The 14,884-nt window shown below is 64.1% G+C and carries 12 protein-coding genes; 3 read left to right on the top strand and 9 right to left on the bottom strand.

The features are described 5' to 3' along the window. Position 1: 1 nt before the first annotated feature. Positions 2-1,366, bottom strand: a complete 1,365-nt coding sequence (locus tag ACPFMA_RS20705) for a glutamine synthetase family protein (protein ID WP_425928569.1) — start codon at positions 1,364-1,366, stop codon at positions 2-4. A gap of 79 nt (positions 1,367-1,445) precedes the next feature. Next, the gene (locus tag ACPFMA_RS20700) at positions 1,446-1,604 is read right to left on the bottom strand and encodes a hypothetical protein (RefSeq protein ID WP_170394921.1); all 159 of its coding nucleotides are present in this window, start codon (positions 1,602-1,604) and stop codon (positions 1,446-1,448) included. Between the two features lie 268 nt (positions 1,605-1,872). On the opposite strand from ACPFMA_RS20700, the gene hrpA reads away from it, so the two are divergent. The 3 genes from hrpA (at position 1,873) to ACPFMA_RS20685 (ending at position 8,690) form a co-directional block, all read left to right on the top strand. After that, positions 1,873-5,784 carry an ATP-dependent RNA helicase HrpA gene (gene hrpA, locus ACPFMA_RS20695; RefSeq protein ID WP_425928568.1) on the top strand — a complete coding sequence of 1,304 codons (3,912 nt, stop codon included), beginning with the start codon at positions 1,873-1,875 and terminating at the stop codon, positions 5,782-5,784. A gap of 166 nt (positions 5,785-5,950) precedes the next feature. Beyond that, positions 5,951-7,072, top strand: a complete 1,122-nt coding sequence (locus tag ACPFMA_RS20690; RefSeq protein ID WP_279896817.1) for a beta-ketoacyl-ACP synthase III — start codon at positions 5,951-5,953, stop codon at positions 7,070-7,072. Positions 7,073-7,277: 205 nt separating this feature from the next. Further along, the gene (locus tag ACPFMA_RS20685) at positions 7,278-8,690 is read left to right on the top strand and encodes a PLP-dependent aminotransferase family protein (RefSeq protein WP_009405184.1); all 1,413 of its coding nucleotides are present in this window, start codon (positions 7,278-7,280) and stop codon (positions 8,688-8,690) included. On the opposite strand, the gene ACPFMA_RS20680 is transcribed toward ACPFMA_RS20685, so the two are convergent. From ACPFMA_RS20680 to ACPFMA_RS20650, 7 genes are all read right to left on the bottom strand, one after another. Beyond that, entirely contained in the window at positions 8,641-8,931 is a 291-nt protein-coding gene (locus ACPFMA_RS20680; protein WP_158467721.1) for a hypothetical protein, read from the bottom strand. The two genes, ACPFMA_RS20685 and ACPFMA_RS20680, sit on opposite strands and share 50 nt — an antisense overlap. A gap of 42 nt (positions 8,932-8,973) precedes the next feature. Continuing rightward, positions 8,974-9,735, bottom strand: a complete 762-nt coding sequence (locus tag ACPFMA_RS20675; protein ID WP_420058361.1) for a class I SAM-dependent methyltransferase — start codon at positions 9,733-9,735, stop codon at positions 8,974-8,976. 64 nt (positions 9,736-9,799) lie between these two features. Then, a complete protein-coding gene (locus ACPFMA_RS20670) occupies positions 9,800-10,699 on the bottom strand; it encodes a DMT family transporter (RefSeq protein ID WP_425928567.1) in 900 nt (299 codons plus the stop codon). Positions 10,700-10,764: 65 nt separating this feature from the next. Further along, positions 10,765-11,388: a 2OG-Fe(II) oxygenase gene (locus ACPFMA_RS20665; protein WP_425928566.1), complete on the bottom strand. Its 624-nt coding sequence runs from the start codon at positions 11,386-11,388 to the stop codon at positions 10,765-10,767. Positions 11,389-11,390: 2 nt separating this feature from the next. Further along, complete coding sequence (locus ACPFMA_RS20660; protein WP_425928565.1) at positions 11,391-12,620, bottom strand: hypothetical protein; 1,230 nt, start codon at positions 12,618-12,620, stop codon at positions 11,391-11,393. Further along, positions 12,620-13,819, bottom strand: a complete 1,200-nt coding sequence (locus ACPFMA_RS20655) for a hypothetical protein (protein ID WP_279896807.1) — start codon at positions 13,817-13,819, stop codon at positions 12,620-12,622. The genes ACPFMA_RS20660 and ACPFMA_RS20655 overlap by 1 nt, the downstream gene beginning before the upstream one ends. A 4-nt stretch (positions 13,820-13,823) precedes the next feature. Beyond that, entirely contained in the window at positions 13,824-14,564 is a 741-nt protein-coding gene (locus ACPFMA_RS20650; RefSeq protein WP_037061793.1) for an SDR family NAD(P)-dependent oxidoreductase, read from the bottom strand. Positions 14,565-14,884 lie beyond the last annotated feature (320 nt).

Genomic DNA, 14,884 nt, shown 5'->3' with positions numbered 1-14,884 from the left:
TTCAGGCCTGGGTCAGGTACCAGCGCCAGTCCTGTTCGCCGACTTCGGCCATGAACTGGCGGTACTCGGCACGCTTGACCGCGAGGTACACACCAAGGAATTCCTCGCCCAGGGTGTCCCGGGCCCAGCTCGAGCGCTCCAGGGCGGTGAGGGCGCTGAGCCAGTCGGTGGGCAGCAAGGTGGTGGCCTGGGCATAGCCGTTGCCTTCCACCGGCGCACCCGGATCCAGTTGTTGGCGCAGGCCGTGGTGCACCGCCCCGAGCAGGGCGGCGGCGGCGAGGTAGGGGTTGGCGTCGGCGCCGCAGATGCGGTGTTCGATATGCCGGGTCGGCGCCGGGCCTCCCGGCACGCGCAGGCTCACGGTGCGGTTGTCGATACCCCAGGTTGGTGCCAGCGGCGCGTAGCTGTTGGCCTGGAAGCGCCGGTAGGAGTTGGCGTTGGGGCAGAACAGCAGCAACGAATCGAGCAGCGCGGCGAGCATGCCTCCCACTGCCTGGCGCAGCAGCGGCGTGCCGGCCGGGTCTTCGCTGGCGAACAGGTTGTTGCCCTCGGCATCGGCCAGGCTCACATGCAGGTGCATGCCGGTGCCGGCCAGGTCGGCGAAGGGCTTGGCCATGAAGCAGGCCTGCATGCCGTGCTTGTGCGCCACGCCCTTGACGATGCGCTTGTAGCGCACGGCCTGGTCCATGGCCAGCAGGGCATCGCCGTGCTCCAGGGTAATTTCCACCTGGCCGGGGGCATACTCGGAAATCGCCGTGCGCGCCGGAATGCCCTGGGTCTTGCAGGCGGCATACAGGTCGGCGAGGAAGGGTTCGATCTGCTCCAGCTCGCGCAGGCCATAGACCTGCGTACTGCGCGGGCGTCCGCCATCGGCGTCGAGAGCGGGTTGCGGGCGGCCGTTGCCGTCGCGTTTCTGGTCAAGCAGATAGAACTCCAGCTCGCAGGCCATCACCGGGTGATAGCCGTCGGCCTTCAGCGCATCGATCACCCGCAGCAGCACATGGCGTGGATCGGCATTGGCAGCGGGCAAGCCCTGTTCCGGGTGCATGCTGACCTGCAGCGCGGCAGTGGGGATCTGCCGCCACGGCAGGCGCACCAGGCTGCCCTCCAGCGGGTAGGCACGACAGTCGATATCACCGACATCCCACACCAGCCCGGAGTTTTCCACGTCTTCGCCGTGCAGGGTCAGGCCGAGGATGGTGCTCGGCAGCGGGCGACCGCTTTCGTAGACCGCCAGCAGCTCCTCGCGGTGCAGCAGCTTGCCGCGGGGCACGCCGTTGGCGTCGAGGATGAACAGCTCGATCATTTCGATATCGGGATTGGCGTCCAGGAACGCGCGGGCCTGCTCGATGGGGGCAAAGTGCATGGATGTTCTCGCTTGCGCCACGAGGGCGCGCTGGGAATCGACAAGGAGGCCGATGCAAGAGCACGGCCAGGGTTATCGGTCAGGCGAGAGCGGTATCTGGCGGGCGGGCGTGACGGCAATGCCACAGGGCCCAGAAAGCGAGGATGACATGCACCAGCGGGTTTTCCCCGCGACGGGCCCGCACCTTCGGGAACGAAGGGGCCTGGTGGGGGCGGGGCATGCTGGTGGACAAAGTCATGCCTTGATACTCCCATGCTGGCGATGGTTCATTAAATTGGTGTTTGTGTAACTTCAGTCAAGGATTGGCTAAACAATCGAAAGGCTTGACGCGGACCCTGTGGGAGCGGGTTCACCCGCGATTGCAATGGTGAGTTCACTACCGCAATCGCGGGTAAACCCGCTCCCACAGGGTCCGCGGTGCCTAACAGCTGGCAAATCTGCGACAATCCTCCGCTATTCCAAGCCGATCATCTCCCGCAGGACACGCCTGCGCCGCCAAAGACCTCATGACTGACCAGAACGCCGCCATCGGGCAACTGCTGAAAAACCTCGATCACGCCATGATCGCCGAGCGCCATCGCCTGCGCCGGCAACTTCACGAACTGCGCAAGCGTCCCGACGATGCAAAGCTGGCCCAGTGGGCGCAGCGGGTCCAGGCGTCCTGCGACCAGGCCGTGGCGCGCAAGGCCAGCGTGCCCACGGTGCGCTACGACGACAGCCTGCCCATCGCCGCCAAGCGCGACGAGATCAAGAAGCTGGTAGCGGAAAACCAGGTGGTGATCATTGCCGGCGAGACCGGCTCGGGGAAAACCACCCAGTTGCCGAAGATCTGCCTGGAGCTGGGGCGCGGCCAGTTCGGCCTGATCGCCCATACCCAGCCACGGCGGATCGCTGCGCGCAGCGTCGCCAGCCGGGTTGCCGAAGAACTGGGGACGCCGCTGGGCGCGCTGGTCGGCTACCAGGTGCGCTTCGAGGACCAGAGCGACGCCAATACCCTGGTCAAGCTGATGACCGACGGTATCCTCCTGGCCGAAACCCAGCACGACCGTTTCCTCGAACGCTACGACACGATCATCGTCGACGAGGCCCACGAGCGCAGCCTCAACATCGATTTCCTCCTCGGCTACCTGAAGACCCTGCTGCCCCGCCGCCCGGACCTGAAGGTGATCATCACCTCGGCGACCATCGACCTGGAGCGCTTTTCCAAGCACTTCGACGATGCGCCGATCATCGAGGTGTCCGGCCGTACCTTCCCGGTGGAAACCTGGTACCGCCCGCTGACCAGCGAGCAGGACGAGGAGGGCAACCGGGTCGAGGACGATCTCACCGTGGACCAGGCGATCCTTGCCACCCTCGACGAGATCGCCGCCCACGAGCGCAGCGTCGGCAAGGGCCCGGGCGATGTGCTGGTGTTCCTCCCCGGCGAACGCGAGATCCGCGATGCCGCCGAGGTGCTGCGCAAGGCGCAGTTGCGCCATACCGAGATCCTGCCGCTGTACGCGCGCCTGTCGCCGGCCGAGCAGCAGCGCATCTTCCAGTCCCATCCGGGGCGCAGGGTGGTACTTGCGACCAACGTCGCGGAAACCTCGCTGACCGTGCCGGGCATCCGCTACGTGATCGACAGCGGTACCGCGCGCATCAGCCGCTACAGCTATCGCGCCAAGGTCCAGCGCCTGCCGGTCGAGGCGGTGTCCCAGGCCAGCGCCAACCAGCGCAAGGGCCGTTGCGGCCGGGTCGAACCCGGCATCTGCGTGCGCCTGTACAGCGAAGAGGATTTCAACGCGCGGCCGGCCTTCACCGACCCGGAAATCCTGCGCACCAACCTGGCCGCGGTGATCCTGCAGATGCTCCATCTGCGCCTCGGCGAGATCGACGCCTTCCCCTTCATCGAGCCGCCGGATGGCAAGGCCATCAGCGATGGCTTCAACCTGTTGCAGGAACTCTCCGCGGTCAACCGCGAGAACCAGCTGACCCCGCTGGGCCGCCAGCTGGCGCGCCTGCCGGTAGACCCGCGGCTGGGCCGCATGCTGCTCGAAGGCGCGAAACAGGGCAGCCTGCAGGAAGTGCTGATCGTCGCCAGCGCCCTGTCGGTGCAGGACCCGCGCGAGCGTCCGCCGGAGCGCCAGCAGGCTGCCGACCAGGCCCACGCGCAGTGGAAGGACGCCGACTCCGACTTCGCCGCGCTGGTCAACCTGTGGCGCGGCTTCGAAGAGCAGCGCCAGGAACTGACCTCCAGCCCGCTGCGCAATTGGTGCCGGAAGAACTTCCTCAACTACCTGCGCCTGCGCGAGTGGCGCGACGCCCATCGCCAGCTCGGGCTGATCTGCCGTGACCTGCAACTGGGCATCAACAAGGAACCGGCGGACTTCCCGCGGCTGCACAAGGCGATCCTCTCCGGCCTGCTCAGCCAGATTGGCCAGAAGACCGAGGAAGGCGATTACCTCGGCGCCCGCCAGCGACGTTTCTGGGTGCATCCGTCCTCGGGCATCGGCAAGAAACGTCCGCAATGGATCATGGCCGCCGAACTGGTAGAAACCACCAAGCTCTACGCGCGCATGGTGGCGAAGATCGATTCCGACTGGATCGAGCCGCTGGCCGGCCATCTGCTGAAGAAAAACCACTTCGAGCCGCACTGGGAGAAGAAGCGCGGCCAGGTGGTGGCCTTCGAGCAGGTCACCCTGTACGGCCTGATCGTGGTCGGCCGGCGTCCGGTGCATTACGGGCCGATCGATCCACAGGCGTCCCGCGAGCTGTTTATCCGCGAGGGCCTGGTGGGCGGCGAAATCAACTCCCGCGCCAAGTGCCTGGCGGCGAACAGAAAGCTGCTGGAGGAACTCGACGAACTGGAAGCCAAGGCGCGGCGCCGCGACATCCTCGCCGACGAAGAAACCCTCTACGGCTTCTACGAGGCGCGCCTGCCGGCGGAGATCCACCAGACCGCCACCTTCGACAGCTGGTACCGGGTCAACAGCCAGAAAGACCCGCAGTTGCTGATCATGCGCGCCGAGGACGTGCTGGCCCGCGAGGCCAGCGAAGTCACCGCCGCGCAGTACCCCGACACCTTGCGCCTGGGTGACCTGAAGCTGTCGCTGAGCTATCACTTCGAGCCCAACCATGCCCGTGATGGCGTGACCGTCAGGGTGCCGGCGCCCTTGCTGCCAAGCCTGCCGGGCGAGCGCCTCGAATGGCTGGTGCCGGGCTTGCTGGAAGCCAAGTGCATTGCCCTGGTGCGCAACCTGCCCAAGGCCCTGCGCAAGAACTTCGTGCCGGTGCCGGACTTCGTCAAGGCGGCGCTGGCGCGCATGACCTTCGCCGAGGGCTCGCTGCACCAGGCACTGGGTCGCGAGCTGCTGCGCATGACCGGCGCGCGGGTCAGCGACGAAGCCTGGGCCGAGGCGGCGGAGCAGGTGGAAAACCACCTGAAGATGAACATCGAGGTGGTCGACGGCCAGGGCAAGTTCCTCGGCGAAGGCCGCGACCTGGCCGAGCTGACCGCGCGCTTTGCCGCGGCCAGCCAGGCCGCATTGGCCGTGCCGCAGTCGGAGAAGACACAGAAACCAGTGGAGGCCAAGGGCTTCGGCAAGGTCGAGCAGACCGCCCAGCAAAAGATCGCCGGGCTGTCGATGACGGTCTACCCGGCGCTGGTGGAAGAGGGCGGTACGGTCAAGGAAGGACGCTTCTCGACCCAGGCCGAGGCCACTTTCCAGCATCGCCGCGCCTTGCAGCGCCTGCTGCTGCAACAACTGGCCGAACCGGCGAAGTTCCTGCGCGGCAAGCTGCCGGGCCTGACCGAGCTGGGCCTGCTCTATCGCGAGCTGGGGCGCGTCGAATCGTTGGTCGAGGACATCCTCCTGGCCAGCCTCGACAGTTGCGTGCTGGAGGGCGAAAGCGCCTTGCCACGTGATGGGGCGGCGCTGGCCTCGCTGGCCGAACGCAAGCGCGGCGACTGGACCGGGCATGCCGAGCGCCTGGCCCGGCTGGTCCTGGAAATTCTCAAGCTGTGGCACGGCCTGCAGAAACGCTTCAAGGGCAAGATCGACCTGGCCCAGGCGGTGGCGCTCAACGATATCAAGCAGCAGCTTGGCAACCTGGTCTATCCGGGCTTCGTCCGCGAGACCCCGGGCCTGTGGCTCAAGGAATTGCCGCGCTACCTGAAGGCGATCGAACTGCGCCTGGAAAAACTTGGCGCGCAGGTGCAGAAGGACCGGGTCTGGAGTGGCGAGCTGGGTAACCTCTGGGCGCAATACAAGGCCCGTGCCGACAAGCATGCCCAGGAAGGCAAGCGCGACGAGCAGTTGCAGGTGTACCGCTGGTGGCTGGAGGAATACCGGGTCTCGCTGTTCGCCCAGCAACTGGGGACCAAGGTGCCGATTTCCGACAAGCGCCTGGGCAAGCAATGGAGCCAGGTGGAAGCCTGACCGGCGCAGTTGTGGCACACTTGGCAGCATTTACCGCGACCGGACGCCCGTTCCGGTCGCGGCAACCGATACCCGAACAGCCGGCAATGGCTCTGCCCCAAGGGGTCGTTGCATTTGCAAGCTGGTACCTTGGTGCCAACTTGAAGAACCCAACAGAGGATCGATCGTGCATAACGTCGTCATCAGCGGCACTGGCCTGTACACCCCGGCCAACAGCATTTCCAACGAAGAGCTGGTGGAATCCTTCAACACCTTCGTCGCCCGTTTCAACGCCGACAACGCCGAGGCCATCGCGCGCGGCGAGGTCCAGGCCCTGGCCGAGTCCAGCGCGGCCTTCATCGAAAAGGCCTCGGGGATCAAGAGCCGTTTCGTCATGGACAAGGACGGCATCCTCGATCCGCAGCGCATGAAGCCGCGCCTGCCCGAGCGCAGCAACGACGAGCCGTCGATCCTCTGCCAGATGGCCGTGGCCGCCGCCGAGCAGGCACTGCAACGCGCCGGGCGCACCGCTGCCGACGTCGATGCGGTGATCGTCGCCTGCTCCAACCTGCAGCGTCCGTACCCGGCCATCGCCATCGAGGTGCAGCAGGCCCTGGGCATCAACGGCTTCGGCTTCGACATGAACGTCGCCTGTTCCTCGGCCACCTTCGGCATCCAGGTCGCCTGCAACAGCGTGCAACTGGGCCAGGCCCGCTCGGTGCTGGTGGTCAGCCCGGAAATCTGTACCGGCCACCTCAACTTCCGCGACCGCGACAGCCACTTCATCTTCGGTGACGCCGCCACCGCCGTGCTGGTCGAGCGCGCCGACCTGGCCACCTCGGCGCATCAGTTCGAGATCGTCAGCACCAAGCTGCTGACCCAGTTCTCCAACAACATCCGCAACAACTTCGGCTTCCTCAACCGTGCGGCGGAAGAGGGCATCGGCGCGCCGGACAAGCTGTTCGTCCAGGAAGGCCGCAAGGTGTTCCGCGAGGTTTGCCCGATGGTCGCCGAACTGATCGGCACGCACCTGGCGGAAAACAACCTCAACGTCAGCGACGTGAAGCGGTTCTGGCTGCACCAGGCCAACCTGAGCATGAACCAGCTGATCGTCAAGAAGCTGCTGGGCCGTGACGCGCTGGAGGAGGAAGCACCGGTGATTCTCGACCGTTATGCCAACACCAGCTCGGCGGGTTCGGTGATTTCCCTGCACAGCCACCAGGATGACCTGCCCAAGGGCGCGCTGGGCGTGCTCAGTTCGTTCGGTGCCGGTTATTCCATCGGCAGCGTGATCCTGCGCAAGCGCTGATCTCCCGAGCGACGCGTACCCTGTGGGAGCGGGTTCACCCGCGATTGCGGTAGTGAATTCACCGTCGTAATCGCGGGTGAACCCGCTCCCACAAGGTACGCGTTACGCCACGTCATTGATCCGGAATCCAGGAGGACTGGTGTAATCTGCCGGCAAAAAGCCATAAGCTTTCGAAGCGGCATCGGTTTCAGCAGGGTTAAGCAAAATGTTCGAGATAGATCGCAACAGCAAAGTGCTGTTGGTGGACCAGATTCGCAACGCAATCATCAGCCGCATCGAGGCCTTCCAGTGGGTCCGCGGCAGCCGCCTGCCATCGGTCCGGGCTCTGTCCAAACAGCTGGGCGTGAGTATCTTCACGGTCAGCAGCGCCTATGAAGACCTGGTGGCCCGGCAGATCATCGAGTCGCGCCCGGGCGCGGGTTACTACATCCTCGCTTCCGGCCCCGCCGACACCGGCAAGGACGCCGAGCGGATGATCCCGCCCTCCAGCCTGCATGCCGGGTTCCTGTACCGTGCGCTGGACCCTTCGCAATACGATTTCCCGGTCAGCTCCGGCTACCTGCCGCCCTCGTGGCTGGCCGATGCGGTGCCGGCGTCGGTCACCGGCCGGCTGATCCGCAATACCCTGTCCTGCAGCGTCCCGGCCCCGGCCGCCGGCAGCCAGGAGCTGCGCTCGGTGATCGCCAAGAAGCTGCGCGAGCTGCAGATCAATGCCTCCAGCACCCAGATCGTGGTGACCATCGGCGCTACCCACGCGTTCTCGCTGATCCGCAACATGATGCTCGAGCCCGGGGATTACCTGCTGGTCGAGGACCCCAGCTACCTGCTGCTGCAGCTCAAGCTGATCAAGGACCGCGATTTCAACATCATCACCGTGCCACGCACCCACGATGGCCCGGACCTGGAAGTCATGGAGGAAATGGTCGCCAGGTACCGGCCCAAGCTGTTCCTGACCCAGACCCTGATCCATAACCCGACCGGCGGTAACACCTCGCCGGCCAAGGGCTTCCGCATCCTGTCGCTGGCGCAGAAATACGATTTCCATATCGTCGAGGACGATATCTTCGGCGCCCTGTGCACCAAGCAGACCCTGCGCCTGAGCAGCCTCGACGAGTGGAACCGGACCTTCTACCTGAGCGGTTTCAGCAAGGTGCTCAGCCCGGCGCTGCGCCTGGGCTACGTGGTGGCCCCGCCGGTCTTCGTCGAGCGCCTGGTGGAACAGAAGATGTACAACGTGCTGTGCGGCTCGTCGCTGGACGAGACCATCGTGGCCTACACCCTGGAATCCGGGCGCTACCAGCATCATCTGGATGCCTTGCGCCAGCGGGTGATGCACGAACGCATCCGCGCGCGCGACTGGCTGACCAAAGTGGGGGTGGAAATCGACGAGGGCGTGGTGGAGGGCTTGTTTATCTGGGCGCGCTTCCCTGCGCACGTGGATCTTCGCCGCCTGATCGAAGAGGCGCACGATGCGCGGATCTTCCTGGCCCCGGGGTCACTGTTCAGCAACACCCGCGGGTACGACCAGTACATCCGCTTGAATGTCAGTCATTGCAACGACATTCGTTTCAGACAATTTGTCGCTGACCATCTATGCAGCGAAACTGCCAGCGCTTGAAGTAATCGGCGAAGGTACTCACCTGTCCCAGGTCCTCATAGGAATAGATCACCCCGTTGAGGATCTGCACCACGTCGTTGTCGCCCAGGGTCGGGATAAAGGAATCCTCGAGGATCTCCATGCCGTTCACGGTCAGGCTCAGATCGTCGATCCAGTACAGCGGCTTGCCATCCTTGCCCGACCAGATCCGGCTGTCGGCATAAAAGGACTTGAGCGCCAATCCATTGGTTTGCATGGGCATAACGTTGATCCCGCTTCGACTGATTGAAGTGTTGGCCATGGCTCAGGCCTTCCTGTGTGCCTTGAACCGCAGGCGCGTCGCATCCACGGTCCAGCGTCCGCTGCTGTCTTGCAGATCGCGGACCAGTTCTTCCGTTACCTCTTCAAGGAAAGCCGTGCGCATCGGCGCTGGTACCACCTGCAGGAAGTGACCACAGCATTCATTGATCCACTGCGCGATCGGCACATCCAGCACCAGCGGTTGCTCGAACCAGCTGATATGGCTGACATGGAACCCGGCCTGCTCCAGCACCTGCTGGTACTCATGGGCGCCGGGCAGGTACCAGCGCTCCAGTTCGCTGCCGTCGATCGAGCGGCGTTCCAGTGCGCCGTGCAGGGCGCGACGGATCAGCGCGGCATGGCCGCTGCCCGGGAACTCGCCGACGAAGCGTCCGCCCGGCTTGAGCGCCATGAAGGCGCCGATGGCCACTTCATTGGCCTGGTGCATCTCGTGCAGGGCGTCATGGCTGAACACCACATCGAACTCCTGATGGAAATACAGCTCCTCGGCATTGCCACGCTTCACATCGAGACCGCGGGCACGGGCTGCCACCACCCGCTCCGGACTGATGTCGAAGCCCACCACCCCGGCGCCCTGGCTGGCCAGTTGCGCACTCAGGCAGCCGTCGCCGCAGCCGATATCCAGCACCTGTTCGTCGGCCTTGAGCGCCAACAGGCCCAGTACGCCATCGACGTAGCGGGCAATGCAGTGCGTGGGGGTGTCCGGCGGCTCGCTGCCGGGGCGGAAAAAACTCGGAGCACTCATCTCGATGTTTCCGTCTGTTGCGGGATAAAAAGGCGCGTGCCGGTCGCCCGACACGCGCAAATGTTCAGAGTCGCTTGGACAGCCAGACCAGCACGATGACGATGGCGCACACCGCCGGGGTCAGCCAGTTCCAGGCTTCGCCCATCAGCCAGATGGAGAAGGCGAAGGTGAAGAAGGGTTGCAGCAGCTGCAGTTGGCTGATGCGCTGGATGCCGCCCAGGGCCATGGCACGGTTCCACGAGAAGAAGCCCAGCAGCGAATTGATCAGGGCCAGGAACAGCAAGGCGGCGATGCCCTGGCCGGGCAGGTTGGCAATGGTCTCGCCGTCATACAGGTACAGGCTGACCGGCAGCAGCACCGGCAGGCTGACCACCAGGGTCCAGCACATGACCTGCCAGCCCGGCAGCTCCTTGGACAGCGCACCGCCCTGGGCGTAGCCGAAGCCGGCCAGGACCACGGCGCCGAGCAGGGCCAGGTCGCCGATGTAGATGTCCTTCACATCGGACTTGATCACGGTGTAGGCGAACACGGTGAGGAAGCCCAGGCTCGACACCAGCCAGAACGTTTTCGACGGCCGGGTGCCGGTGATCAGGGTGCCGAAGATCGCGGTGGACAGCGGCAAGGCGGCCAGCACCACGCCGCCGTGGCTCACCGGCACGTACTGCATGCCCAGTGCGGTGAGGATCGGAAAACCGTAGACGATGCCGGTGGAGGTCAGCAGCATGCGCTTGATCTGCGAGCCGTTGGGCAGTTTCGCCCGGCCGATGATCAGGAACGGAATCGCCGCGAGCGCAGCCAGTACCGAGCGGAAAAAGCCGACCTGCAGGGCGCTCAGGTCGCCGGCGAGCATCTTCGCCGCCGGCAGGGTCATGGCGAAGGCGGCGACGGAAATCAGGCCGAGGAAGTAGGCCTGCAGGTCCTGGTTCTTGGTGTCTTGAAAACTGGCGACTGTACTTTGCGTCATTGCAGCGGTTCCTTGTGGCTTTACCGGTAAGGCATCCGCCCGTCATGGGCGGATGCGCACGCCGGTCAGATCTGTTTGTTGTTCAGGTTCGGTTTGTCCAGCGGGCTGGTGCTGAGGAAGAACACCAGGGAGGTGCGCGTCCCGCTTTCCACCTTGCGCACGCCGTGGGGAATCTCGCAGCGGTTGATCAGCACATCGGCATAGCCGGTCTTGAGCTGGTGCTCCTTGCCTTCGTAGTCAACGAAGAACTCGCCACCGCCGTAGTCCTTGCCGAACTGGATCACCACCGAGTAGCGGTACTCCAGGTTGCTGTAGGTGTCGATGTGCTTGCCGATGAAGTTGCCGGCCTCCAGCTGGTTGGCCTGGCAACGGCGGATGAAGCACTCTTCGCCCATGATGCCGTTGAAGAACTCGCGGCTCTTGCCGGAGGACAGGATCTCCACCACGCGCTTGCCCCACGGATCGTTGCGGTACACCGGCAACTGGCCTTTCTGGTCTTCCATGAAACGGCCGACCGAGAGGAAGTTCTGCTCGCCCACGTCACCGATCTCGATGATGGTCTTGGGGATCACCTGGCAGGCTTCTTCCATGTAGGCCAGGTCTTCCCGGGAGAACAGCTGGGCAGCGTTGAGGGCTGCGTAGGCGGTGCTGTTCAGTTGCTGGCTTGCCGCTTTAATCGTCTCTTGCATGATCAGGCTCCTTGAGAACTGGGCGTGGGGTACAGCGTGTCTTGGGGTTGGGTGGCCTCGGTGTGCAGCGGGCCGAAAGGCTCGCGCACGCCGCGGCACATGTGGTCGCGAATCAGGTACAGGCCGGCCATGAAGCCCCAGACTTCGAGGAAGGGGCCGTAGCTCGAAGGCTGGCCTTCGATGCTGGCGCGGTAGTTGGCGATATGCCGGTAATGCACGTTCGGGCGACGGTGGTGGGCGTCGTGGTTGGGCAGGTCCTGCGGGTAGACGTACAGGCGCACCGGTACATCCAGCAGCAGCGCCTTGAGCAGCCACGTGCTCCAGGCGACGACGCCACCGCTCGGCGGCGTGCGGCCCTGGAAGCGGCCCCAGGTCAGGCGGCCGTAATGCGGCTTGTCGGCCCGGCCATCCTCGCGCTGGTAGAACCACAGGTGTTCGGTGAACAGCTGCAACCACATCGAATGCTCGAACAGCACCGCCCGCGGGATCCCGTAGATCAGGGCGAAGGCCATCAGGCTATCGGTGGCCCACAGCAGCACCAGCAGCACCGCCCAGAACGCCAGGCGAAAGCGCACTTCGTCCCGTGGCGGACGCACGAAGCAGTCATGCAGCGTCGCGCGCCACTGGCGCAGCAGGTAGGCCGGACGGAACGGCGTGCAGATCACCCGCCACCAGTAGGCCAGCTCCGGCATGCCCGGGTAGAAGCCCTGGGCCTGGATGAAACGCTGGTCCGGGTCGATGTCGGTGCACAGCACATGGATATTGTGGTGTTCACGGACATGGCTCTGGTTGTAGGTGTCCCAGTCCTGGTACAGCAGCGGCGTGCTCAGGAACAGCCGCGCGTAACGCTGGGCCCGCGCCTTGTCCTTGAGCACCGCACCGTGGGTCAGGTAATGGAAGGTCGCCTGCATGCTGCGCAGGCGGTTGACCATCAGCACCCAGGCCGCAAGCACCAGCAGCACCGAGAGCAGCGGGTGGAAAGCGCCTTCCAGCACCGCCTTGCCGAGCAGCACCAGGCCGATCATCACGGTCCAGGTGAACAGCAGGTGGGCCAGCAGGAAGCGCTCGCCGGTCTGCTCCATCCGTTGCTTCAGCACGTCGGCCGGTTGCGCCTGGCCCTTGCCGGTCAGCCAGGTCCACAGCGGCTGGAACGGCAGCCGGGCGTAGGCCGCGCGCAGGTTGCCCTGCGGCCCGTACTGGCAGTAATGGGTGGCGTTGTCGTGCTGGTTCATCAGTACACCCGCGTCAGGTAAAGGACCGGGATGTCGCTGTACAACCAGTAGAACGGCTGCATGCGGTTATGGTCGGCACCGATCACGATCGGGTTCTGCCATTGCGCGGCGAACACCTTGCCGATGGCCGCGTATTCGGCGCCCTGGGCGTAGAGGATCTGCATCAGTTCCTCGTTGCTGCGCTGCTGGTGCCAGGCCTGGTACAGCGGCAGGCGGGCATTGAAGATCGCCGCGTAGTCCAGGTCACTGTCGACGATGCAGCCGTTGTCGCGCCTGGCCAGGCGCTGCTCGGCATCGGCGGTCATGGCGCGCCACTGTGCTTCGCCACCGGCGGCCTCGGCGATCATGATCGACTCGGTGTCCGGGCCGAGGATGTCGAGGATCTTCTGCTGGCTGATGCGCAGCTTGCGGGCGAAGCCCTCGCGGGTTTCCTTGAGGCGGTTCAGGGTCGAGGCGTCGAAGCCTTCGAAATCGCCGGCGCCGACCGCGATGCGCGCATCAATGCCGTGCTTCTTCAGGACCGCTTGCAGCACCGGCAAGGTCTTGACCACCCGCCCGGCGACCAGGCCGATGCCCTCGCCCAGGTGCTCGAAGGTGTAGCGCAGGCGACCGTTCTTGCTTTCGTAGCCGTAGTCCGGGCAGACCGGCGAAACCAGGGTGATGGGTTCACCGGCAAGGCCCTTGGCCAGTGTTTCGGCGAAACGGGCCATGAAGTGCGGCGCCGAGGTGGTGAAGGAGAGGCGTTCGAAGGCTTTCTCCAGGTCGATCACCAGGGCGTCCGGCAGCACTGTCATGGCTGGGTAGCGAACCTTCAGCGCCGGGGTGGTTACCGTGTTGTCGTTGACGGCGCAAAGCAGCAGGTTGAGCAACGAAGGACGGCTTTGGTTGATATAGGGTTTATCCAGAATCAGGGTCTTGCGGCCTTCGTCATTGCGAACTTGCCATTGAAAGCCCGGAAACTTCGACTGAATGAAACGGTAGAACGGCATATAGCGTGGAAGTCCGGTCTGTTCATCATCTTCGCGTTGGAAGTTGGCATAGACGGCGGACAGCCGGGACACTTCTTCTTCAATGCACAATGCCTTGACCAGATCGGCCGGTGGTTGTTGCGATAGCGAGATCGGCGACAACACGCGCTTGCTGATCAACTTATGGGTAAGTTTGTTTCTGACGTAATACTTCGCGAGAGATTGGCTCATGGCATCACCGATACGAAAGTTCCTGGTCAGCAGGCGTTAGTTCGATAAGGTTGATATTCACGTGGGGGGGCTGGCGCAGGGCCCAGACCACCGCGTTGGCGACATCTTCCGGTTGCAGCGGGGTCAGGCTGCTGTACACCTGGTCGGCGCGGGCCTGGTCGCCTTCGTTCTGCACCAGGGCGAACTCCGAGCGGGTCTTGCCCGGCGCAATGGTGGTCAGGCGTACCCGGCTGCCCACCAGTTCGGTGCGCAGGCAGCGGCCGAAATGGTCGACGAAGGCCTTGGAGGCGGCGTACACGTGGCCGCCCTGGTAATGCACATGGGCCCCGATCGAACTCAGGTTGACCACGTGGCCCTGGCCGCTGGCGATCAGCCTCGGCAATAGCGCACGGGTCACGTTGATCAAGCCGTGGACATTGGTATCGAGCATGGTTGCAATCTGCTCGTCCGTGATATCCAGTAACTTACCGTGGCCTTGCAGCAGGCCGGCGGCATTTACAAGTTTGCTGATCGTTGCAAATGCTTCGGGTAATTCATTGATCCGTTCATTCAACGACTGTTTGTCGCGAACATCACACTGCAGAGGGTGGAAACTTCCGTGGAATTCATCCGCCAATGCATTCAGGCGGTCTTCACGACGGCCGATTCCGATAACCTTGCTTCCCTGCCTTAGCAACGTTCTGGCGCAAGCCAGCCCGATGCCAGACGTCACTCCGGTGACGACGACCGTTTCATCAGTTTTCAATTGGTGCTCCTTCTAACTTGCACTTTTAGGTGGGGTGGTGTTGCTACCTGTAAGCGTCCGTGCCTGATGAACGGGTGCAGATTAGAAAGAGCGCGGGGGGATGTACCGGTACAGCCGGAGCGCTGCGCGCCGAACTGTCTGGTCGCCGGACCATGACAGTTGGCGGGGCGGGATCAGGACGGTGGCGGGCGTCCCGTCAAGGCGTTTTGCCATATTCCTGTTCGGAGTAAAAAAGTTCCCTTGTCACAAAACATTTATATAAAAGCCACTGATCTGAAATAACCCCCCGCCAAGATTCCTCCCCAGCACAAGCGGCCCTG

Origin of the sequence: Pseudomonas sp. NyZ201 (assembly GCF_049860765.1) — a bacterium.
Lineage (GTDB): Bacteria > Pseudomonadota > Gammaproteobacteria > Pseudomonadales > Pseudomonadaceae > Aquipseudomonas > Aquipseudomonas bharatica.
This window is presented reverse-complemented; position numbering and strand designations above follow the sequence as displayed.